General features: G+C 36.9%; 18 protein-coding genes and 2 tRNA genes. 16 read left to right on the top strand and 4 right to left on the bottom strand.

All coding sequences use genetic code 11. From position 1 onward, the window contains the following. Window positions 1–118 precede the first annotated feature (118 nt). Complete coding sequence (locus AC07WY_RS13595; protein WP_004719313.1) at window positions 119–1,114, top strand: helix-turn-helix transcriptional regulator; 996 nt, start codon at window positions 119–121, stop codon at window positions 1,112–1,114. A 604-nt stretch (window positions 1,115–1,718) separates the two neighbouring features. Next, window positions 1,719–3,797, top strand: coding sequence for a TPR end-of-group domain-containing protein (locus AC07WY_RS13590; RefSeq protein WP_494736513.1), 2,079 nt, complete (start codon window positions 1,719–1,721; stop codon window positions 3,795–3,797). A gap of 161 nt (window positions 3,798–3,958) precedes the next feature. On the opposite strand, the gene mnmG is transcribed toward AC07WY_RS13590, so the two are convergent. Further along, window positions 3,959–5,839, bottom strand: coding sequence for a tRNA uridine-5-carboxymethylaminomethyl(34) synthesis enzyme MnmG (gene mnmG / locus AC07WY_RS13585; RefSeq protein WP_004719311.1), 1,881 nt, complete (start codon window positions 5,837–5,839; stop codon window positions 3,959–3,961). Window positions 5,840–6,098: 259 nt separating this feature from the next. Between mnmG and AC07WY_RS13580 the strand changes: the two genes are divergently transcribed. The 7 genes from AC07WY_RS13580 (at window position 6,099) to purD (ending at window position 13,632) form a co-directional block, all read left to right on the top strand. Beyond that, window positions 6,099–6,521, top strand: coding sequence for a hypothetical protein (locus AC07WY_RS13580; RefSeq protein ID WP_004719309.1), 423 nt, complete (start codon window positions 6,099–6,101; stop codon window positions 6,519–6,521). 581 nt (window positions 6,522–7,102) lie between these two features. Continuing rightward, complete coding sequence (locus AC07WY_RS13575; protein WP_224963796.1) at window positions 7,103–7,978, top strand: bile acid:sodium symporter family protein; 876 nt, start codon at window positions 7,103–7,105, stop codon at window positions 7,976–7,978. 127 nt (window positions 7,979–8,105) lie between these two features. Beyond that, window positions 8,106–9,008 (top strand): 50S ribosomal protein L11 methyltransferase, encoded by a 903-nt coding sequence (gene prmA, locus AC07WY_RS13570; protein WP_004822468.1) that lies wholly within the window; start codon window positions 8,106–8,108, stop codon window positions 9,006–9,008. Between the two features lie 21 nt (window positions 9,009–9,029). Further along, window positions 9,030–9,890, top strand: coding sequence for a zinc-ribbon and DUF3426 domain-containing protein (locus AC07WY_RS13565; protein WP_494736512.1), 861 nt, complete (start codon window positions 9,030–9,032; stop codon window positions 9,888–9,890). 375 nt (window positions 9,891–10,265) lie between these two features. Then, window positions 10,266–10,535, top strand: a complete 270-nt coding sequence (gene fis / locus AC07WY_RS13560) for a DNA-binding transcriptional regulator Fis (RefSeq protein ID WP_001086304.1) — start codon at window positions 10,266–10,268, stop codon at window positions 10,533–10,535. A gap of 94 nt (window positions 10,536–10,629) precedes the next feature. Continuing rightward, window positions 10,630–12,204 carry a bifunctional phosphoribosylaminoimidazolecarboxamide formyltransferase/IMP cyclohydrolase gene (purH, locus tag AC07WY_RS13555; protein ID WP_494736511.1) on the top strand — a complete coding sequence of 525 codons (1,575 nt, stop codon included), beginning with the start codon at window positions 10,630–10,632 and terminating at the stop codon, window positions 12,202–12,204. A gap of 144 nt (window positions 12,205–12,348) precedes the next feature. Continuing rightward, window positions 12,349–13,632 carry a phosphoribosylamine--glycine ligase gene (gene purD / locus AC07WY_RS13550; RefSeq protein ID WP_494736510.1) on the top strand — a complete coding sequence of 428 codons (1,284 nt, stop codon included), beginning with the start codon at window positions 12,349–12,351 and terminating at the stop codon, window positions 13,630–13,632. A gap of 94 nt (window positions 13,633–13,726) precedes the next feature. Here the strand turns inward: purD and AC07WY_RS13545 are convergent, their stop codons facing one another. Further along, a complete protein-coding gene (locus AC07WY_RS13545; protein ID WP_494736509.1) occupies window positions 13,727–14,389 on the bottom strand; it encodes an RBBP9/YdeN family alpha/beta hydrolase in 663 nt (220 codons plus the stop codon). A 561-nt stretch (window positions 14,390–14,950) separates the two neighbouring features. Here AC07WY_RS13545 and AC07WY_RS13540 point away from each other — a divergent pair. From AC07WY_RS13540 to AC07WY_RS13510, 7 genes are all read left to right on the top strand, one after another. After that, on the top strand, window positions 14,951–15,823 hold the full coding sequence (locus AC07WY_RS13540; protein ID WP_004719302.1) for a MetQ/NlpA family ABC transporter substrate-binding protein: 873 nt from the start codon (window positions 14,951–14,953) through the stop codon (window positions 15,821–15,823). Between the two features lie 113 nt (window positions 15,824–15,936). Then, entirely contained in the window at window positions 15,937–16,962 is a 1,026-nt protein-coding gene (locus tag AC07WY_RS13535) for a methionine ABC transporter ATP-binding protein (protein WP_494736508.1), read from the top strand. Next, window positions 16,959–17,654, top strand: a complete 696-nt coding sequence (locus tag AC07WY_RS13530; protein WP_034613374.1) for a methionine ABC transporter permease — start codon at window positions 16,959–16,961, stop codon at window positions 17,652–17,654. The genes AC07WY_RS13535 and AC07WY_RS13530 overlap by 4 nt, the downstream gene beginning before the upstream one ends. A gap of 201 nt (window positions 17,655–17,855) precedes the next feature. After that, the gene (locus tag AC07WY_RS13525; protein WP_419335845.1) at window positions 17,856–18,476 is read left to right on the top strand and encodes a hypothetical protein; all 621 of its coding nucleotides are present in this window, start codon (window positions 17,856–17,858) and stop codon (window positions 18,474–18,476) included. 204 nt (window positions 18,477–18,680) lie between these two features. Then, a complete protein-coding gene (gene gloB, locus AC07WY_RS13520) occupies window positions 18,681–19,412 on the top strand; it encodes a hydroxyacylglutathione hydrolase (protein WP_494736507.1) in 732 nt (243 codons plus the stop codon). A gap of 24 nt (window positions 19,413–19,436) precedes the next feature. Next, complete coding sequence (locus AC07WY_RS13515) at window positions 19,437–20,177, top strand: alpha/beta hydrolase (protein WP_262086419.1); 741 nt, start codon at window positions 19,437–19,439, stop codon at window positions 20,175–20,177. A 322-nt stretch (window positions 20,178–20,499) separates the two neighbouring features. After that, window positions 20,500–20,703, top strand: coding sequence for a hypothetical protein (locus tag AC07WY_RS13510; protein ID WP_004719296.1), 204 nt, complete (start codon window positions 20,500–20,502; stop codon window positions 20,701–20,703). 172 nt (window positions 20,704–20,875) lie between these two features. On the opposite strand, the gene AC07WY_RS13505 is transcribed toward AC07WY_RS13510, so the two are convergent. Together AC07WY_RS13505 and AC07WY_RS13500 are read right to left on the bottom strand one after the other, a co-directional pair. After that, window positions 20,876–20,960 (bottom strand) — tRNA-Leu (locus AC07WY_RS13505). A 36-nt stretch (window positions 20,961–20,996) separates the two neighbouring features. Continuing rightward, window positions 20,997–21,070: transfer RNA gene (locus AC07WY_RS13500), tRNA-Trp, on the bottom strand. Window positions 21,071–21,188: the final 118 nt, after the last annotated feature.

Below are 21,188 nucleotides of genomic sequence, written 5' to 3'. Positions count from 1 at the left end.
ATATTTTCAACACCTAAGCGACTAGTCACAGGATATAACTTGCAGAATCAGTTTTAATTTTCTATTGTGTAGCTGATTTATTTCCCTTAAACATTCACGATTCCATTGATACCAAACCATGTCTGCACAAGAAAAAGAAACTTCCAATAGCCTCTATCGCCAATGGCAAATCCTGTCCCGACTCTCTACCGGGAAGTGGATGGGCACACGTGAATTACAAGAAGTTTTAGAACGTGAAGGGATCGAAATCAGTTTACGTACGATTCAACGTGATCTAAATCAGATTGCTCAACGCTTTCCTATCGAGAGTAACAAAACCGTACCACAAGGCTGGCGTTGGCGTTCAGATGCCCCGATTCAAAGTCTGCCGCATATGACCAGCTCGCAAGCAGTCACGTTTATGATGGTTGAAGAACATTTAAAACACCTGCTTCCACCGAGTTTAATTGATGAAATGAACCCTTGGTTCGATTTGGCACGGCGTAGCCTTTCTACGCAGAACAATGTTCGACAATGGATTAACCGTGTTCGAATTGTGCCTGCAAGCCAACCAGTAATCCCACCTCTGGTGGAAAGACATGCACAGCAAGCCATTTATGAAGGTCTACTACAAGATAAACAAATTGAATGTGTCTATCGTGCACGCGGTTATCAGGGTGAAGAGAAAACCTATACTCTAAATCCTTTAGGTTTGGTTCAAAAAGGTGCAATTATTTATTTGATTTGTACGCGTCATGACAAGACAGAAGTTCAGACCTTTGCATTACATCGTTTTAAATCTGCAACTGTTTTAGATTTACGTGCTTTACACCCTGTCAAATTCGATATTGATGAATATATCGATTCTGGTGCGCTGGGCTTTAGAGTCGACTTTTCTCGACCGACCGAAAATGTTGAATTAAAATTAGTCATGCACGAAGATGATGCACAATACTTTACGGAGAGCCAACTGAGTAAAGAGCAAAAAGTTGAACAACTCAATGAAGAGCTGTATCAAGTCAGTGCTGTGGTTCCATTTACCTCACAATTGGTATGGTGGTTAAGAAGTTTTGGTAAAAAAATTGTCCGAATTGAGCCTGTTGAAGTGTTTAATGCGGTACATGAAATTGAATAATCTATTGACTTCACCCTAGCCAAGATAATCAAAATAAAAAGAGCCTTTCGGCTCTTTGATTTATTGTTTTGATTGTTGTTTTTAAATTTTATTGTTTTTGCGCTGATATAAAGCCCATGTCACATTTTTACATGTCCACAAGACATGGGATTTATTGGAGTATGTTAAACATCACATGTTACAGCACGCGAGTTCAGCACTATTGTAGCGGATCGATTTCATTGTCATGATGTTCACCTCTCGTTTGAATGTAAATTGACTATAACGATGATTTTGCAAACTGAAAAATAATTAAAACTGCTTTGTTTTTCATCAATTCTGTTTAGGAGTTATTTTTATAAAGTTAGAGTGGATCTGTGTAGTTAAATAACTAAATTTACTATAAATGTCGTAATGGGCTATATAACAATAAATTACGCCTCATAATTCATAACAAAAATTCAAATTTTCCTTTAAAAATTATTGAATAATCTATGTAAACTAATAGTTTATCTATAAAACTTTGAATAAGAATAATAGACAATGAATTTCATCAACTAAGATTTTATAAATTATTCAAAATTTCTTGTATAATTAGATGGTTATTTTAATTATTGATTTCTGTATGAACCATAGTGTTAAAGATATTGCAAAGACATTAAAAGATAGTAAAAAACAAGGAACACCAGTCGTTGTATTTACGGGTGCTGGATGTTCAAAAAGTGCGGGCATGCCATTAGCTAATGAATTGATTACTGAAATAAATAAGAAATATAAGGGTAATCTTAAAAGTCTAACTGACAAAGAAAAAAGAGACTATGGGATATGCATGAGTAAGCTTACCCCTCATGAGCAAAAAACTCTAATTGAAAAACATATCTCTAAAGCAAAAATCAATTGGGCACATATTGCTTTAGCAAGCCTTTTAAGACATGGATTTATTGGAAAAGTACTTACTTTTAATTTTGACAATATTTTAAATCGTGCATGTAGCTTAGATAATTTTTTTCCACCAACCTATGACTTGAAAGTGCTTTCTGAAGAATACTTTAGTGCAATTCCTAATCAGTCTATTATTCATTTACATGGACAATGGAGTGGTTTCCAATTAGCAAATTCAGATAAAGATACTGAAGAACAAGCAAATAAGTTAAAAAATTATATTAAAACTACTATAAATACATCTCCTAGTTTATTTATAGGTTATAGCGGTGGTGCAGATGCTTTTTTCAAACTTGTTGAAGAGGGTTTTATTGGGCAACATCGTTTATTTTGGGTTGACTATGCGAATGAACCTAATATAAATGTAAAAAAATTTATTGATGCCAATCAAAATCACAGAAATTTTATTGGTGAACAAGATGCAGATAAATTTTTATTAGAATTGGCAATAGAATTAAAATGTTTCCCTACAGAGATGTTTAAAGATCCTATCAAACACTTAAAGAATGTTTGTGAATACGTTAATAAATTCCCTTTGGCTACCTCAGATAATGAAATTGATATTTCAGAGGATACAAAAAAGACCTTATTGATTGCAGATGCGAATAAGCCTGCAATTACTTCAATTAAATTAGCTGAACTTTTACATGCAAAAAAATTTGAAACTATTATTAATCAAGCTAAAAACCTTGACCTGAAGATTAAATCCATTTCTAAAATTATTGCTTCTGCGTATCTTGGTAAAGCTAAAGATTATTTATGGCAATACAATAATCAATATGAGCTATATCTATCAAAAGCATTAGAAATAGATAGTAATTTTTATCAAGCACATGTAGAAATAGGAGTCATTCTTGCTAAAATTTTTGAGAAAACACAAAAAGAACAATATATAGAAAAATCTATAATTCATTTTCAAAATGCGTTTAAAATAAAACCTAACCTAAAAGAACTAAGTATATGGTCAGATTATTGTTCAGCATATGGTTTATTAGCAAGCTATAAAAAGGATAAAAGCCTATTTAAAATAGTCCATCAAATGTATGAAAAAACTCTAAAAATGGAACCACAAAATGCAAACTTGATAGGAAATTACGGCCTCTTCTTAGGGTATTATGCTGATTTTTCTTCAGATTTTATGCTTTATGAAGATGCTATAGTACAACTTAAAACATCAATAAATTTAAATCCTGATGACGATAATCACCTAAACAATTATGGCTCTAGTTTATTACAATACGGTATTATAAAAAAAAGTGAAGAACTGATTAAACAATCCTTCATTTTTTACGAAAAAGCATTAAAAATCAATCCATTAAAATCAAATTTCTTATTTAACTACGGAATTTCATTGTACAATCTTTATGTCCTAAATAAGGATAATACTTACTTAGACTCTGCAAAAACAAAAATTGAGGAAGCTTTAAAAATAGCTGATAGCAATAATCCCAAATATCTCAGGATATATGGAACTATATTATTTGCAATTGCAAAAATAAATAATGAAACAGAAATATTTTCATTAGCTTATGAACATCTTATTAAATCAGTTAAATTAGATTCAAAAAACACATACAATCTAGCTTGCTACTATGCTTATAAAAATGACTTAAAAAACTCCAAGAAAAACCTGTTACAAGCTGAAATGCATGATACTTTACCTACTATTCAACAATTATGTGAAGACACTGATCTAGATAATATACGAAATGAAACATGGTTTATTGAGCTTATCGAACGTTTAAAAGAAAAATCCTCATAAATAAAAGCGCGAGTCTCGCTACCAAATTCTGATAATAAATTCACTCTAAAACATCAAAAATGGCTAAATAAAAAACCGCAATATGACTATTAATAAATCATATTGCGGTTTGTTTATGTATTTGGAGGCTTTTGAGATAGCCTCTCTACAACAAATACATCTTAAGCTGATTTTCTCGCTTGGTTATTTTTACGAATTGTAATCATCACCAATTGAACAGCAGCAGGTGTTACACCCGGAATACGGCTGGCTTGTGCCAATGTTTCAGGTAATACATTTTTCAGTTTCATGGTGATTTCACGAGAAAGCCCTGAAACGATATCATAATCAAAATCAGCAGGAATTTTGGTGTCTTCCAAACGCTTCATTTGCGCAACATCTTCTTGCTGACGATTGATATAACCTTCGTATTTCACAGCAATTTCAATCTGCTCACCAACAAATGCAGATACTTCAGAACCAGTTAATTCAGCAATTTGTGCAAAGTTAATGTTTGGGCGTTTAAGTAAATCGATTGCAGAACATTCTTTAGAAAGATCAGCACCCGTCAATTCAACGAATTTTTTACCCATTGGATTGTTCGGTGCAGCCCAAAGGTGTTGTAAACGACCTGTTTCTTTTTCAACTGCTTCCATTTTTTCACAATAAGAAGCCCAACGCTCATCATCAACCAAGCCCATTTCACGGCCAATTGCTGTTAAACGTTGATCAGCATTATCTTCACGAAGCATCAAACGGTATTCTGCACGAGAGGTAAACATACGGTACGGTTCTTTGGTACCTAAGGTAATCAAATCATCGACCAAAACGCCCATATACGCTTCATCACGTTTAGGCGTCCATTGCTCTTGATCCCATGCACGACGTGCAGCATTTAAGCCTGCCAATAAACCTTGTGCACCAGCTTCTTCATAACCTGTTGTACCGTTAATTTGACCTGCAAAATACAAGTTATTAATCGATTTGGTTTCAAGTGAGAATTTCAAAGACTGCGGGTTGAAATAATCATATTCAATTGCATAGCCTGGGCGAAGAATGTGTGCATTCTCCATACCACGGATTGAGCGTACCAACTCAAACTGCACATCAAATGGTAAAGATGTTGAAATTCCGTTTGGATAAAGCTCGTGTGTATCCAAACCTTCTGGCTCAAGAAATACCTGATGCGAATCTTTATCTGCAAATTTATGAATTTTATCTTCAATCGATGGGCAATAACGTGGACCTACACCTTCAATCACCCCGGTATACATCGGCGAACGGTCTAAACCACCACGAATAATCTCATGAGTACGCGCATTGGTATGCGTGATATAGCAATTTACTTGCTCAGGATGCATCGAAGCATCCCCCATAAATGACATGGTTGGTGATGGGAAATCACCCGGTTGTGGAATCATCACAGAAAAATCGACAGAACGCGCATCAATACGTGGTGGTGTACCAGTTTTTAAACGACCTACTGGCAGGTTTAATTCACGTAAACGAGCTGCTAACGAAATTGATGGTGGATCGCCTGCTCGTCCACCTGACGAATTATTTAGGCCAACGTGAATCACGCCACCTAAGAATGTACCTGTGGTTAACACCACAGTTTTCGCATCAAAGCGAATACCCATTTGGGTCACTACACCTTTAACTGTATCGCCTTCAACAATTAAGTCATCTGCAGATTGTTGAAAAATATCTAAATTGGCTTGATTTTCAAGTGTATGACGAATCGCGGCTTTATAACGGATACGGTCAGCTTGTGCACGAGTTGCACGTACAGCTGCGCCTTTACGCGAGTTCAAAATACGAAATTGAATACCACCCTTGTCTGCAGCCAATGCCATTGCACCACCTAAGGCGTCAATTTCGCGAACAAGGTGAGATTTACCAATACCACCAATGGCTGGGTTACAGCTCATCTGCCCTAAAGTCTCAATGTTATGAGTCAAAAGCAGAGTCTGTCGACCCATACGCGCCGCAGCCAGTGCCGCTTCCGTACCTGCGTGACCGCCACCGATAACAATGACATCGTAAACTTTAGGATAATGCATAGTGATAAATGAGAGATAAAAGAATGACAGGAAATTATAGCAAAATTTTACTTCTAGTTTTAGGCAGTTTTACAAATATTATTTCCCTCAATCATGCGTATGAACGATTAAACATCTCTTATACATAGGCAACATAAATTGACACTTCGTTTCATGACTGCCCTACAAATAGAATTTAACTTATCAAAAACTCACGATACGATAGACAATACACGGACAAATTATTTTTTTCGAGACTTTATATATAAGGAATATCATGATGAAAAATACCATGTCTAAAGTAATTACAGCATCTTTACTCAGTTGTGTTGCATTTAGTTTTGCCCATGCTGCTGATGAAAACACCAGCAAAGCCGAAGTGAAAAAGCAAATTCAGGTATGTGCCAAGAAAAAACAAGGTGACTGGGTCACCTACGCCAACAAAGGTGTAACTTTTAACGGTACATGTGAACCAAATGAAAATGGTAAATTACAATTTAGCTTCCCAGCACCTGCAGGTGGCAACCCAACTGCCGCTGCTGCAGCGCCTGAACCAGCCATTGAAAACCGCCCAGCTGTAGAACAATCTGCTCCAGCAAGTGCCGATGCACCAGCAACAAATGATGCATCACAAGCAGAACAACCTGCAATGGAGCAACCGAGTCAAGCCGCTCCAAGCGAAGATCCGATCCAAGCGCAATAATCTGCTTTAGGCATAAATACGTGCTTTTATAAATAGCATGTATGAGCAAAAAAGGTGTTCCATTAAAAATGGAGCACCTTTTTTATTTCAAGTCTGTGCGTAGACTTGATTAATATCAGTATCCATATAGTTTTACGTCTACGATGAATCAATTGTTATTCGGCCTAATGCTATATATTTAAAACACATATTTTCAAGAAGATTTCTGAGTCATAGATTTCATTTTTCAATTCGATACCTTTCGATTACACTCAAATCGAGAACGGAATATTCACATATTGAATCAGGGTCTGTTGACAAATCGTCTATGTTTGCGACTACGTGTATTTTTTAGGCGATACTAGGCGCGAAATATGAAATTTAGTCATTCTAAATGAGTAATTCGTAACGACGTAGCGGCAAAAAACACGCTAGTCCCGAAGGGTTGTGGCTAAAATTATCTCAGTCTTCGTTATAAAACTCGAAAATAGTCTCGCTATTCTCTTCGTTTTCTGCCTTGCCTGCTCAATTTTCGCCTACAACGCAAGCCATTTATGAAATGTCAACAGACCCTAATGTAAAACAACAAAAAGGATGAAACTATGGATTCAGGGATAATTACCATAATGCTTCCCCTCGCCCTCGCCATTATTATGATTGGACTAGGTTTAGAACTTACTCCAAAAGATTTTGCGCGAGTTTCTAAACACCCTAAAGCTGTATTGATTGCGTTATTCTGTCAATTGGTACTTTTGGTCGGTATCGCTTTTATCATTTGTAAAGTGCTTGCACTCCCGCCTTTGCTTGCCGTTGGTTTAATGTTGCTTGCAGCCTCACCTGGAGGAAGTACCGCCAATCTATTTAGTTATTTATTTAAAGGTGATATTGCACTTAATATTACCTTAACTGCAATTAACTCAGTCATTGCTGCCTTTACCTTGCCTTTGATCGTAAACTTTTCGATTCAGTACTTTATGAATGATGGGCAACAAATCACCATGCAGTTCAGTAAAATACTGCAAGTCTTTGCAATTATTTTAATTCCTGTGTGTATCGGCATGCTCATTCGACATTATGCACCACACTTTACTGAAAAATTAAGTAAACCTTTGCGAATTTTTTCAGTGGTGTTTTTGATTCTCATTATTATTGGGGCAATCACCAAAGAACGTGCACATATCATGGAATACCTAACTCAAGTCGGCCTAGCCACGGTGATTTTCTGTATTTGCAGTCTGGTTATTGGCTACTTTGTTCCAAGATTGCTCGGTATTAATAGTGCTCAAGCACGCGCATGTGCATTTGAGATCGGCATTCATAATAGTACCTTAGCCATGACGATTGCTTTGACTGTCATCGCAAATTCTACTGTCGCAATGCCTGCCGCGGTTTACTCAATCTTTATGTATATTTTCGCTGCTATTTTTGGTGCCTTAATTTCAAGACATGCTACAACTGAAACTGAATCTGCTGCATAAAGCGATAATACACCTCGACTAAAATGGATGCTTAAGCATCCATTTTTTATTTTGCTACTGAATATAAGCGTAACTTCCCAGTTTCGGCTACAATACTGCCTTTAAGAAAACGATTTAGGTCTTTGCCGTGAAGTGGTTACAAATTCATATTACTGTAGAACAAGCTCAAGTTGATTTTACTGAAACCTTGTTAAGTTCTTTAGGCGCAGTCAGCGTGACATTAGATGATGCTGAAAACCAAGACTTGCTTGAACCACTCCCTGGCGAAACTCCGCTATGGAATAAAGTGATTGTTACAGGAATCTACGCGCAAGAAGAAGGCGAAGACATTGATGTAACAGCACTAGAAACATTTATTCGCACCCAACTCCCAACTGAACCGATGCGTAGTGAATTTCTTGAAGACCAAGTATGGGAACGTTCTTGGATGGATTACTATGAACCAATTCAAATTGGTGAAAAGTATTGGATCGTACCTGAATGGATAGAACCGCCAGAAGCGGATGCAGTCAATATCAAACTTGATCCAGGCTTAGCGTTTGGTACAGGTAACCATGCATCTACTTTCCTTTGTCTACAATGGTTAGGCAAAACCGATGTTAAAGATAAAGTCGTGATTGATTATGGTTGTGGTTCAGGCATCCTCGGTGTTGCTGCACTGCTTTTAGGTGCAAAGAAAGTCTATGCAACAGATATCGATCCACAAGCTGTCTTGGCGACCAAACAAAATGCTGAGCTGAATGGCGTTCTTGAAAATCTTTATGTTGGATTACCTGAAGAGTTCAATGCAGAATTTAAAAACCAACAGGCGGATATTTTGGTTGCAAATATTCTGGCAGGCCCACTTATGTCTCTTGCTAAAGAATTCTCAACTTTGATTAAATCTGAGGGAGAGTTCGCACTTGCTGGCGTAATTGAAGAGCAAGTTACTGATGTTTCTAGTATTTATTCTGAATTTTTTGATATAGTAGAAGTCGAGAAACGTGAAGAAACCTGGTGCAGAATTTCTGGGTCGCGTAAGGCTGTTTAATCTATGAAAATATAAATATTTATGACCGAAAAACAAACCCGATGCCCAAATTGTGCTTCAGTTTATAAAGTATCAGTTACGCAACTCACTGTTGCGCAGGGTATGGTTTGTTGTCCGAAATGTTCACATAATTTTAATGCATTAATTCATTTACAAAACAGTCAACCTGCTCAACCCAAGATCGATCCTGAGACTGTCGTGCAAAGTCAGGCACAAAACCTCATTACGACGAAACGACAAATCGAAACCAATGTTTTAGATATTTTTAATCGTAAAATTGAAAACTCCAATATTGATTTAAGAACATACTTAAACAATTTGAATTATTTCAACAATGAACCGGTCAATAACATTCCAAGCTTAAACCTATCACAAGGTTTAAATAACCACGGCCAACATTTAATAAAACCCAAAAGTACGTTTTATTATCTGGCGTGGAGCTTGATCAACCTTGCCCTACTCAGCATTTTATTATTTCAAATCCTTTGGTTTAATCCAAACCTAACTGATCGTTATCCATTTTTAAATACTGTTTTTACCCAAACCTGTGCCGTCTTACAGTGTGATACTGTTGATCAACGCTATAAACAAATTGTGATTAGTCATCTTAAAGTTAAAGCACTTGGTAGAGACGAGACGCAATTTTCAGGTCAACTCAATAACCAATATTCTAAAAGCTTAGAATTACCATTAATAAGAGTCACCTTAAAAGCTCAAAATAAGGTCATTGCTACACATGTGATTACACCTGAGCAATATCTGATAGAAAGTTTGGTTGGAATTAAGCGTATTCCTAAAAATAGCCCATATCCTTTTAAATTTGTTGTTACAGAGCCAAGAAAAAGTTTTGATCAGTACCAATTAGACATTATTCACCCTTAAAATTAAAAAAAATTATAAAAAAATGAAAAAAAATGTAGTTTTCTTGCTCATTTTTTCTTAGACAATGGTATCATACGCGCCACGAAAGCTTTGTCCTGCAAACTCCTCGCATTTTTTCAAAAAAAATACTGTTTTGTTATGTGCTTTATATCCAATATCGCGCAAGTAGAACATTTTTTTGTTTAAAAGAGTGTTGTAACAAATATTAATCTATTGTTACGCTTATTTTTCACTCAACTCGACGATTTGTGGCAAGCTAATTGTTCTTGTTTTAGAGCCAACCGTTTTAGGATCTAAAACGGAGCTCAGATTTTTTTAGACCACATTTATATATTACTTTACCCAAGTAATATTTTGATTTTCGGATTAACTCGCATGAATAGCAAATCTCCTATTTTTACTGCACAATCTGACGTCGCTCTTCGTATTCACGTAGATCGCGCAGTTCGTCACTATTTTGCACAATTGCAAGGTGAGCAACCATCACAAGTGTACGACATGGTGCTAGCAGAAATGGAGAAACCTCTTTTATCTGTTGTCTTAGAATACACACGCGGGAATCAGACTCGCGCTGCTGAGATTCTCGGACTGAACCGTGGCACTTTACGCAAAAAGTTAAAAGCTCACGGTTTAATGAGTGAATAAATGATAAAATGCTCACGGCTTGCGTGGGCATTTTTTTTACCTATATTTTGCCTACCTGTTCAATCTCTAGACTTAAAAACTGTTGACGAAGATCATGACTATTAAACGCGCTTTAATCTCTGTTTCTGATAAAACCGGGATCGTTGAATTTGCCCAGAACCTTGTTGCTCTTGGGGTGGAAATTTTATCTACTGGCGGTACATATAAGTTGCTTAAAGACAACAATGTGGCTGTAGTTGAAGTTTCAGAGCACACAGGCTTCCCAGAAATGATGGATGGTCGTGTAAAAACACTGCATCCTAAAATTCATGGAGGCATTTTGGCTCGTCGTGGTCTAGACGAAGCTGTCATGGCTGAACACAACATCGATGCAATCGATCTCGTTGTCGTAAACCTTTATCCTTTTGCTGCTACTGTTGCTAAACCAGACTGCTCGCTTGCAGATGCAATTGAAAATATTGACATTGGTGGCCCAACAATGGTTCGTGCAGCTGCGAAAAACCATGCTTCAGTGGGGATCATCGTAAATGCAACTGATTATGAAACTGTAATTGCAGAACTTAAAGTGGATGGTGCTTTATCTTATGCGACTCGTTTCGATTTAGCGGTTAAAGCATTTGAACATACTGCCCAGTATGACGGCATGATTGCTTCTTACCTCGGTGCACGTGTTGGTAAAGAAGACGGTCAAGCTGATAAATTTGCTCGTACTTTCAATACCCAGTTAAATAAAGTACAAGATCTTCGTTATGGTGAAAATCCACATCAATCCGCTGCTTTCTATGTAGAATCGACAGCAACTGAAGCATCGGTTTCAACTGCTAAGCAGTTACAAGGTAAAGAACTTTCTTATAACAATATCGCGGATACAGATGCAGCACTTGAATGTGTCAAATCATTTGCAAAACCAGCGTGCGTCATTGTTAAACATGCAAATCCATGTGGTGTTGCAGTATCGTTAGATGGTCTTAAAGCTGCATACGATCTTGCTTATGCAACTGACCCAGAATCAGCATTTGGTGGCATCATTGCATTTAACCGTGAGTTAGATGTTGTTACAGCTCAAGCAATTGTTGACCGTCAATTTGTTGAAGTGATTATTGCACCAAGTATTGCCGATGGCGTACTTGAAGTAACTGGCGCAAAGAAAAACGTCCGTGTTCTGGTATGTGGCGAACTTCCTAAAATTGATGAACGTGCTTCACAATACGATTATAAACGTGTCAATGGCGGTTTATTGGTTCAAGACCAAGACCTCGGCATGATCACCAAAGATGATCTTAAAGTAGTGACTAAGCGTGCCCCTACTGAAGCAGAAATTGATGATTTAATCTTTGCTTGGAAAGTTGCCAAATACGTTAAATCCAATGCTATTGTTTATGCTAAAGGCCGTCAAACCATTGGTGTTGGTGCTGGTCAAATGAGCCGTGTAAACTCTGCACGTATCGCAGCGATCAAAGCTGAACATGCAGGTTTAGTGGTTGAAGGTGCTGTTATGGCATCTGATGCATTCTTCCCATTCCGTGATGGTATTGATAATGCTGCAAAAGCAGGTATCAAATGTATTATTCAACCAGGTGGTTCAATGCGTGATGAAGAAACAATTGCAGCAGCAGATGAAGCTGGTATTGCAATGGTCTTCACGGGTATGCGTCATTTCCGTCACTAATTCACAATAAATCATTATTTAAAAATCCCCCTAAGTCCCTCTTTTCATAAGAGGGACTTGTCACGAACTACTGGACTCTTTAAATTCGTGATACCCCTTCCTGTATAAAGGGAGGTTGGGAGGGATTAAAAAAGGATACATAAGATGAACATATTAGTTTTGGGTAGTGGTGGTCGTGAACATGCATTGGCATGGAAAATTGCGCAAGACGATCAAGTCACTAAAGTTTTTGTTGCACCAGGAAACGCGGGTACAGCAACTGAACATAAATGTGAAAATGTTGCTTTAGATATTCTCAACAACCCTGCCATTATCGACTTTGCAAAAAATAATGCCGTTGACCTCATTATTGTTGGTCCTGAAGCACCGCTTGTAAATGGTGTGGTCGATGCAGGACGAGCAGCTGGCCTTAAAATTTGGGGACCAACCCAATTTGCAGCACAACTTGAAGGCTCTAAAGCTTTTGCCAAACACTTTTTAAAACGTCATAACATTCCTACAGCATTCTATGATGTATTCACTGAAGTGGATGCAGCCAAAGCTTTTGTAGAAAAAAATGGCGCACCAATCGTAATTAAGGCAGATGGCCTTGCTGCAGGTAAAGGCGTCATTGTTGCGATGACCAATCAAGAAGCGTTTGATGCAATTGATGACATGCTTGCAGGCAATAAATTTGGTGATGCAGGTTCGCGTGTTGTTATTGAAGAATTCCTTGAGGGTGAGGAAGCATCGTTCATTTGTATGATTGATGGTGACAACATCCTACCTATGGCAACTTCACAAGACCATAAACGTATTTTTGAAGCTGACCAAGGTCCAAATACGGGTGGTATGGGTGCATATTCCCCTGCCCCAGTTGTGACTGCAGATGTTTTTGACAGAGTCATGAAAGAAGTCATGCGTCCAACCGTAGATGGTATGAAAGCTGATGGTCATACTTATACAGGTTTCTTGTATGCTGGCTTGATGATTGATGAGCAAGGGCAACCTCGTGTCATTGAATTTAACTGCCGTTTTGGTGACCCTGAAACTCAACCGATCATGATGCGCTTAAAATCTTCTTTGGTTGATTTAGTAGAAGCTGGTATTGCTGGTAACTTACCTACTAAAGCTGAATGGGATGAGCGTAAAACTGTTGGTATTGTGCTTGCGTCTAAAGGCTATCCTGAAACTTCGAGCAAAGATGATGTCATTTATGGTTTAGATACCCACATGACAGATGCGAAAATTTTCCATGCAGGTACAGCAAACAATGCCAATGGTGATGTAGTGACTGCTGGCGGTCGTGTACTTTGCGTTACAGCGTTAGGCAACACAATTGGTGAAGCGCAAGCAAAAGCCTTGGAACTTTGCCAAAAAGTGACTTTTGATGGTGTCCAATACCGCAAAGATATTGGTTACCGTGCGATTGTTCGTGAAAATGCTTAAACTCGATTGAGTAGTAAAACCCGCCTAGGCGGGTTTTTTATTTGGTAAATCTTTAGTGAGTAATGCTCTTCCAGAATAATAAATATAAGATTAATTACCTTGATTGATTTTTCGCTGAATCATTTGAATCACCTACCGCCTCAACACCACCAATGACCATTTGAAGCCAATCTAATAATTGAGGAAATTCCCGATACCCATCACTGGCTAGAAAATGTCCAGCATTGGAAATAATTTCATATGGAAACTCCAATTTTTCTGCCAGCGAGATACTTAAATCAGTTGGAACATATTGATCATTACTCGATATAAACATCTTCCGATGCAATATTTTATTTTTAAAAGAAAAATCCTTATTCGTCTCAGCGATATATGAATCCAGTTGAGGTAATACTGCCAATTTATTCGAAAATCCAGATACACAGACAACACCGCCTATCTGTTGAAAATCAGATTCAGATAGAAAATCAAGCAGTGTAATACATCCCAAACTGTGCGCAACAAAAAATGTATGCTGATCAATTTGAGCAACATTATTTTTTAAGGTTTGCTTCCACTGTAAAAGCTTTGGATTGCTGGAGTTAGGCAATGCGATCTTTACAACTTTAGTATTTTTATCTTGTAAATTTTCCTCAAGATAATTAAACCAATGATCACCCACTTTTGCTCCATAACCATGAATGATATAGACATTATTTTGAGCATATGCAGTATTTAGCAATAAAAAACTGCTTAAAAGAAAGATGATTAATTTCATTTATCGATCTCTTTGAGTTAGATAAGATCTCCATGCTAAAGTATGACAGCGGTGTCAATGTCAATCACTGTTTGAATAAAATCCCCCCATTTCGCCTAGCAATCCCTAATAATATTTATCAATGCACTACTAATAGGTACAGATCTAAGTTTATTTTACTTATTCAAAAAAAAGATAATAAATCCTAAAAAATTTATATATTATGAATAAGTATAAAATTTAAACATTTATCGTTTAACATTCAACAAAAGCATTTGTTTTCTTTATTAAATTAATAAAAACATTGATATTCAAACAACGACATCGCTACCCAATGTCAACACGTAGCCACTATGTATAATTTTCATTTATTGATATGATAAACAAATCTTTAGAGTCTGTTTTAAACAATTAAAATTCTTTTAAAACATACTGCTAATACTCAAATGTAAAGAATATAGATAGCGCAATCAGACAAGTACGTCACCGCATTATTTATTTTCAAAATGTTAAAAATTCGATTTAAATGATCGAGAATGCAAAGGACAAAATTCTACTGCATTTGCTACTTAGGACTTATTCATGAAAAAGCTGTTTGGCGTTTTACTTAGCGCGTCTGTGCTCACTCTTTCTGCTTGTGGAAAACAAGAAGCTCCAAAAAATGATGCTGCCCAAGCAGATGCAGGTAAAGAACAAGTCGTTACCATGGCTTCTACAGGTTCAGATGCAGATATTTGGCGCTATATCGCAACATTACCAGAAACAAAACAAGCTGGAATTAAATTAGAAGTTAAAAACTTCACTGACTATGTTGCAATGAATACTGCTGTTGCGAACAAAGAAGTCGATATTAATGCATTCCAATCTTATGCATATCTTGTTGCTTTCAATCAATCAAACAAAGAAAAAATTGCACCAATCTCTACAACATATTTAGAGCCAATGGGCATTTACTCTAGTAAAATTAAAAAAGTTGAAGAATTTGCCAACGGCGCAACCATTGCTATTCCAAATGATGGCGCAAATGAATCACGCGCATTGTTACTTTTACAATCCGCTGGTCTTATCAAATTGAAAGATGGCTTTGATTTAGTCAAAGGCACACCTGCTGATATTACTGAAAATGCGAAGAAAATTGTCATCAAACCTATTCAAATGGCGACTGCGGTACGTGCTAAAGATGAAGTTGATGCAATTGTTTTAGGTAATACTTTAGCAATGGAAGGCGGTTTAAACGTGCTTAAAGATTCGGTTTATTATGAGCCAGTTGACCAAACAACCAAAATGAATGTCAACGTACTTGCTGTTGCAGATGCACGTAAAGACGATGCCCTTTTGAAAAAAGTGGGTGAGTTATATCATGTTCCTGCTGTAGGTAAATATGTTCAAGAACACTTCGGTGGAACTAAAGTTGATGTGAATAAACCTGTAAGCTATCTTACAGAATCAAAATAGTTTTATAATGGATCAGGTCTATTGACCATTCTTTTATGAAAGGTCTACAGGCCCTCATAAAACAGGCAAAGTGAATTTGCCTGTTTTTTCTTTTTGCTATAGTTTTTGACGATATGATTGAATTTAAAAACATTTCAAAACACTATGAGTTGAAAGGTCAAACCATACGTGCACTGGATCAGATTAATCTTGAGATTCCAGCGGGCAGTATTTTTGGCATTATCGGCTATAGTGGTGCAGGTAAAAGTACCTTAATCCGTTTGATTAACTTGCTTGAGCGTCCCAACCAAGGACAAGTCATCATTAATCAAAAAGACTTTACGGCACTTGATGCAAGTGCATTACGTCAAGAACGTGCAAATATAGGCATGATTTTTCAGCATTTCAATTTACTACAAACCAAAACTGTAGCTGACAATATTGAAATGCCGTTAAAGTTGCTGGGTGTCAGTAAAGACCAACGTGAAAAACGTTTAAATGAGTTACTTGAGTTTATTGATCTAAAGCACAAAAAAGATGCTTTTCCAGATGAACTATCAGGAGGACAAAAGCAACGTGTCGGTATTGCACGTGCCTTGGCCAACCACCCAAAAATTTTACTTTGTGATGAAGCAACCTCTGCACTTGATCCACAAACCACGAAATCTGTTCTCGCTTTGCTTAAAAAGATTAATCAAGAGCAAGGGATTACCATTGTCATGGTTACGCATGAAATGGATGTAATTGAATCTGTTTGTGATTTTGTTGCGGTCATGGAACAAGGCAAAGTGATTGAAACTGGTTCTACCTTAGAAATTTTTAGTCAACCGCAACATCCGACGACGAAAAACTTTATTCAAACCGTTTTACAGCAACAGCTCCCTGTTAATATCTTAAACAATCTCGAAAATCAAAATCATAAAAGTATTTATAGTCTGCAATTTTTGGGTACTTCAGCGCAAGAGACTGTGGTACAAGCAGCAATTAAGCAATTTGATGTCAGTTTAAATATTTTATTTGCCAACATGACTGAAATTAATGGTTCAGTGATCGGTCAAATGTTTATACAACTTTTGGGAGATGCTGAAAGCATTCGCCAAACCATAGATTTCTTTGAAAAAAATGGGGTCAAGGTGGAACAGTCAGGAGTTAGACTATGAGAGAACTCATTGTACAATGGCTCACTACGCTCACAGCACCATTTTGGAAAAGCTCTTTAAGCATTGACCAATTTGTTACAGCGATGCAAGAAACCATTCAAATGGTCATTTTTGCAATGCTGTTTGGTACCATTTGGGGCTTTATTCAAGCAATTACCTTGCTGGTCACACGCCCTAATGGCATTTTACCCAATCGCGCTGTTTATCAAATTTTAAATCCTATCGTCAATGCGCTACGTTCCCTACCCTTCATTATCCTATTGATTGCGGTTTTCCCACTCACCAAAGCGATCGTGGGTACAACTATTGGTACTTGGGCAGCGATTGTACCGTTGACCATTTATGTTGGTCCTTATATTGGTCGTCTTGTAGAAACATCATTGCTTGAAGTAAATGAAGGGATTATTGAGTCTGCACAAGCAATGGGTGCATCGCCTTGGCAGATTATTTTTAAATTTATTATCCCCGAATCTCGTAGCTCACTCATCCTGAGCCTTACCACAGCAACCATTAGCTTGATTGGTGCAACAGCGATGGCGGGTGCTGTAGGCGCTGGCGGTATTGGTGATTTAGCAATTTCTTATGGTTATCAACGTTTCGATCAAAGTGTGGTTTATCTCACTGTGATTGTCCTATTAATCCTTGTACAAATTGTACAGAGTCTTGGAAATTGGTTATCTAAGCTTCGATAATCCTTGCTTGCCATTTCCAGTTGTTCTTAGTTCTAAAATCATACCCTCCTTGTTGAGGGTATTTTTTATTTCTTGAGTTAGCTACAGATATAAATACTTATAAATTTTATAAATCCTTTTTAATTCTACTCATTTGATCATCTGCTCTTGATCAATCAGTCATAACTGATTAAGTTATAGAAAACTTAAGAAATATTTGAAATGAATAATTTTACCCAAACCATCGCCCCGTTGCTCCTTATGCTACCTATTTGCAGTTTTGCTGCGCAACATTCAGAAGATTACACCACCACAGTGAAAGTTAATGGTGTCGAGCTCAACCAAGCAGTAAGTGCAACACAAATTGAAAAATTGCTTGGAAAAACCTCTCAAAAACCTATAAAAACATTTTCAGAATGTACAGGAAACTATGAATACTCAATCTCTACTGCATCAGGAAAAAATCTAACATTTGACATTTTTAGTGAAGAAAATCCACAGATTAAATCTGACGCTTTTTATAAAAGCAAAAATACTTTTCAACAACTTGGTACGACCAAAGGGCGAATTTGGCTTTCTTGGACAAATGCACAAAAGATGACAGACACCGTTTTGATTAACAACAAACCCATCACCAATATGTATAGCATCAATCAATTTAAAAAAGACTTTCCAAACAGTGCCAAAACTGGCACCCATGTTTTAATGTTAACTGCGTCGGAAGCCAAAGAATTTTTAAAAAATCCTGCTGAATTTGAAACAGGCTATCGCAGTTATGTCGATTTTAGTTTTAAAAATGGCAAACTCAGTAAATTAGAAATTAGCCAAGGAATGGCTTGTTAAGTCTTATTAAGAATAGCATTGTGGTTTATATACTACTCTCTAAAAGCATAATCTACGGCATAACTTGTTTGTTCAATCAAATAGAATGCCGTACAGCCGAATTACATATGTTTTCACATAAATATGCCCACAATCAACTTTCCAACTTGTCTATAGCCTAATTTTGCTATTAAATTTGTATCAGCATATATATGGAATTCAACGATGCAATTTAAAATTCACGTCATAGATGTAAAAAATCAATTACAAAACTATATTTGGCTGATCGAAGACAGTCACAGCCACGATGTCGTTGCAATTGACCCCACAGAAGCATCGTTGGTTGAAGATTATTGCCTTGAACATCAGCTGAATTTAAAACAAATTTGGCTCACACACTGGCATAAAGACCATATTGGTGGTGTTCCAGAATTAATCGCAGATCATAATATTCCTGTTTATGGGCCACGCGCTGAACTGAGTCACATTCCTTTTATTACCTACCCGCTGCAACACGATGATCAATTTGAATTTCATGGATTAAACATCGACATTATCTCTGTACCAGGTCACACCCTAGGACATGTCGTTTATTTTATTGATGCATTAGACAGCGTTTTCTGTGGTGATACCCTTTTTGCTATGGGGTGTGGACGTATGTTTGAAGGAACTGCTGAACAGTTTTATCATTCTCTCAATCGCCTTGCTGCTTTACCACCAAGAACCAAAGTTTACTGCACCCATGAATATACGCTTTCTAATGCACAATTTGCTTTGCATATCGAGCCAGAGAACCGAGCAATACAACAACGTGCCGAAGAAATCAAACAGCTCCGTGAACATGGGAAAATCACCTTGCCCAGCACCATTGAACTTGAGCTTGAAACCAATCCTTTTTTACGTGTCGAAAGTGCTGAAGAATTTGCGCGTATTCGTGCATTGAAAGATCATTTTTAAGCAATCACGATTATTGTCCCCACAATGTTAAAACTGCGCCAGCCTAAGCCTCTGTTTTTAAAAGCATCGCAGCAGGCGGTACTGTTATTACATGCCTATACCAGTACCATTCAAGATATGAAGGCCTTAGCAAAATTTCTGCATCAACATGGTTACACTTGCTATGCGCCTAGCTACGCTGGACATGGTTTAACGATTGATGAGTTTCTCAATTACACGACAGCGGATTGGTGGCAAGATACATATAATGCTTATCAATTCTTAGAAAATCAGGGTTATAAGCATATTGCTGTCATTGGGGTTTCTTTAGGTGCAATTTTATCGTTAAAACTCACTGAGCACTTTCCAATTGATGCATGTATTAGCATGTCTACGCCACAGAATCGAAGTGTAAATGATCTTTTTAAGCGACTAAAACACTATGCTGAATATCTCCACCAATTTGAAAACCCCCATACAGGTTTAGACTTAAAAAGCTTAGAAAATAAAGCAGCAATACAACTACAGCCATTTCATCAATTTGTTGCCGCAACCATAAGTGATATTTCTTTAATTCGCGCACCTATCTTTTTATTGTATGGTGGGTTAGATGATGCACATTATCAATCCAGTGCACAAACCATTTACAATCATGTGAATTCTACAGAAAAACAAATTAAAAGTTATCCCAATACTGGGCATCTCATGACGTTAGGTAAAGATCAGATACAACTGTTTAGCGATATTTTAGATTTCTTAGACCTGCATCATCCTGTACAGCTGTAATCCCCCATACTTCTGTTAAATTTACTTACATTTAACCACAGTGAAAATGAGAAAAAATCTGCTTTTTTAAACTGATATCTTTGCATCAAAATATTACAAACACAGTTTCTAGGATTAATTAATCCATTGTTTTATTTTAATATTTTTTATTAAATTCACATTTCATCCATATTGGCAGCAAAAAAATACGCATTGATACAAAAGCCTTATTTCTCAAATTGCTCAAATATTGATATAAAAAATAAGTTTCATCAAATTTCCCCTTTAAAAATTTAATGATCACCCCTATTAAATTTATAGGCAGGAATTAAGGAGATCTTCTGTGAAAAAGGTTGTAAAGGCAAAGAATTTAATCGCTTTTCGTATTTGGTTAGAAAAATTAGGCTATTCAGTAAAAAATTTAGCTGATGGAAAAGGATTTACTTTCAGCTTTAAAAAAGAATATGGTTTAGTCACTTGTGATTTATCTGGTAATAACTTAGCAATGCAGCTCGGTGAAGAATTTGAAGATCACTTAAAAGCTTAGTAAGTGTCTAAATGAAGTTTCTCTTTGAAAAGACCTAAACGATTACGTTTAGGTCTTTTTATTGATCTGGATAAAATTCTAATTCTAAGAAACCTTTAATCAGGATACAGCATAGTTAGAATAAAAATTTAGGCATAAAAAAAGCATGATTTTCATCATGCTTTTTTAAATTTGGTGGGGACGGAGAGACTCGAACTCTCACACCTTGCGGCGCTGGAACCTAAATCCAGTGCGTCTACCAATTTCGCCACGTCCCCGAATAAAAACTAACGCTGTAGTCTTTTTAAATAACTTGGCAGAGGATCAAGGATTCGAACCTTGACGAACGGTTTTGGAGACCGTCATGCTACCATTACACCAATCCTCTATAACCCTTCATTTTGTTTTAGTACCACAAAATGAATTGCTTGGTGGGGACGGAGAGACTCGAACTCTCACACCTTGCGGCGCTGGAACCTAAATCCAGTGCGTCTACCAATTTCGCC

The sequence above is a fragment of the Acinetobacter sp. GW821-FHT01C12 genome, assembly GCF_059422625.1.
Note: the sequence above shows the minus strand (reverse complement) of the source record. Positions and strands in the feature narration are given on the sequence as shown.

What these genes read in the sequence shown, in the direction of transcription:
- AC07WY_RS13595 (WP_004719313.1), top strand. Translation starts at nt 119, where the DNA reads ATGTCTGCACAAGAAAAAGAAACTTCCAATAGCCTCTATCGCCAATGG.
- AC07WY_RS13590 (WP_494736513.1), top strand. Translation starts at nt 1,719, where the DNA reads ATGAACCATAGTGTTAAAGATATTGCAAAGACATTAAAAGATAGTAAA.
- mnmG (WP_004719311.1), bottom strand. Translation starts at nt 5,839, where the DNA reads ATGCATTATCCTAAAGTTTACGATGTCATTGTTATCGGTGGCGGTCAC.
- AC07WY_RS13580 (WP_004719309.1), top strand. Translation starts at nt 6,099, where the DNA reads ATGAAAAATACCATGTCTAAAGTAATTACAGCATCTTTACTCAGTTGT.
- AC07WY_RS13575 (WP_224963796.1), top strand. Translation starts at nt 7,103, where the DNA reads ATGGATTCAGGGATAATTACCATAATGCTTCCCCTCGCCCTCGCCATT.
- AC07WY_RS13565 (WP_494736512.1), top strand. Translation starts at nt 9,030, where the DNA reads ATGACCGAAAAACAAACCCGATGCCCAAATTGTGCTTCAGTTTATAAA.
- fis (WP_001086304.1), top strand. Translation starts at nt 10,266, where the DNA reads ATGAATAGCAAATCTCCTATTTTTACTGCACAATCTGACGTCGCTCTT.
- purH (WP_494736511.1), top strand. Translation starts at nt 10,630, where the DNA reads ATGACTATTAAACGCGCTTTAATCTCTGTTTCTGATAAAACCGGGATC.
- purD (WP_494736510.1), top strand. Translation starts at nt 12,349, where the DNA reads ATGAACATATTAGTTTTGGGTAGTGGTGGTCGTGAACATGCATTGGCA.
- AC07WY_RS13545 (WP_494736509.1), bottom strand. Translation starts at nt 14,389, where the DNA reads ATGAAATTAATCATCTTTCTTTTAAGCAGTTTTTTATTGCTAAATACT.
- AC07WY_RS13540 (WP_004719302.1), top strand. Translation starts at nt 14,951, where the DNA reads ATGAAAAAGCTGTTTGGCGTTTTACTTAGCGCGTCTGTGCTCACTCTT.
- AC07WY_RS13535 (WP_494736508.1), top strand. Translation starts at nt 15,937, where the DNA reads ATGATTGAATTTAAAAACATTTCAAAACACTATGAGTTGAAAGGTCAA.
- AC07WY_RS13530 (WP_034613374.1), top strand. Translation starts at nt 16,959, where the DNA reads ATGAGAGAACTCATTGTACAATGGCTCACTACGCTCACAGCACCATTT.
- AC07WY_RS13525 (WP_419335845.1), top strand. Translation starts at nt 17,856, where the DNA reads ATGAATAATTTTACCCAAACCATCGCCCCGTTGCTCCTTATGCTACCT.
- gloB (WP_494736507.1), top strand. Translation starts at nt 18,681, where the DNA reads ATGCAATTTAAAATTCACGTCATAGATGTAAAAAATCAATTACAAAAC.
- AC07WY_RS13515 (WP_262086419.1), top strand. Translation starts at nt 19,437, where the DNA reads ATGTTAAAACTGCGCCAGCCTAAGCCTCTGTTTTTAAAAGCATCGCAG.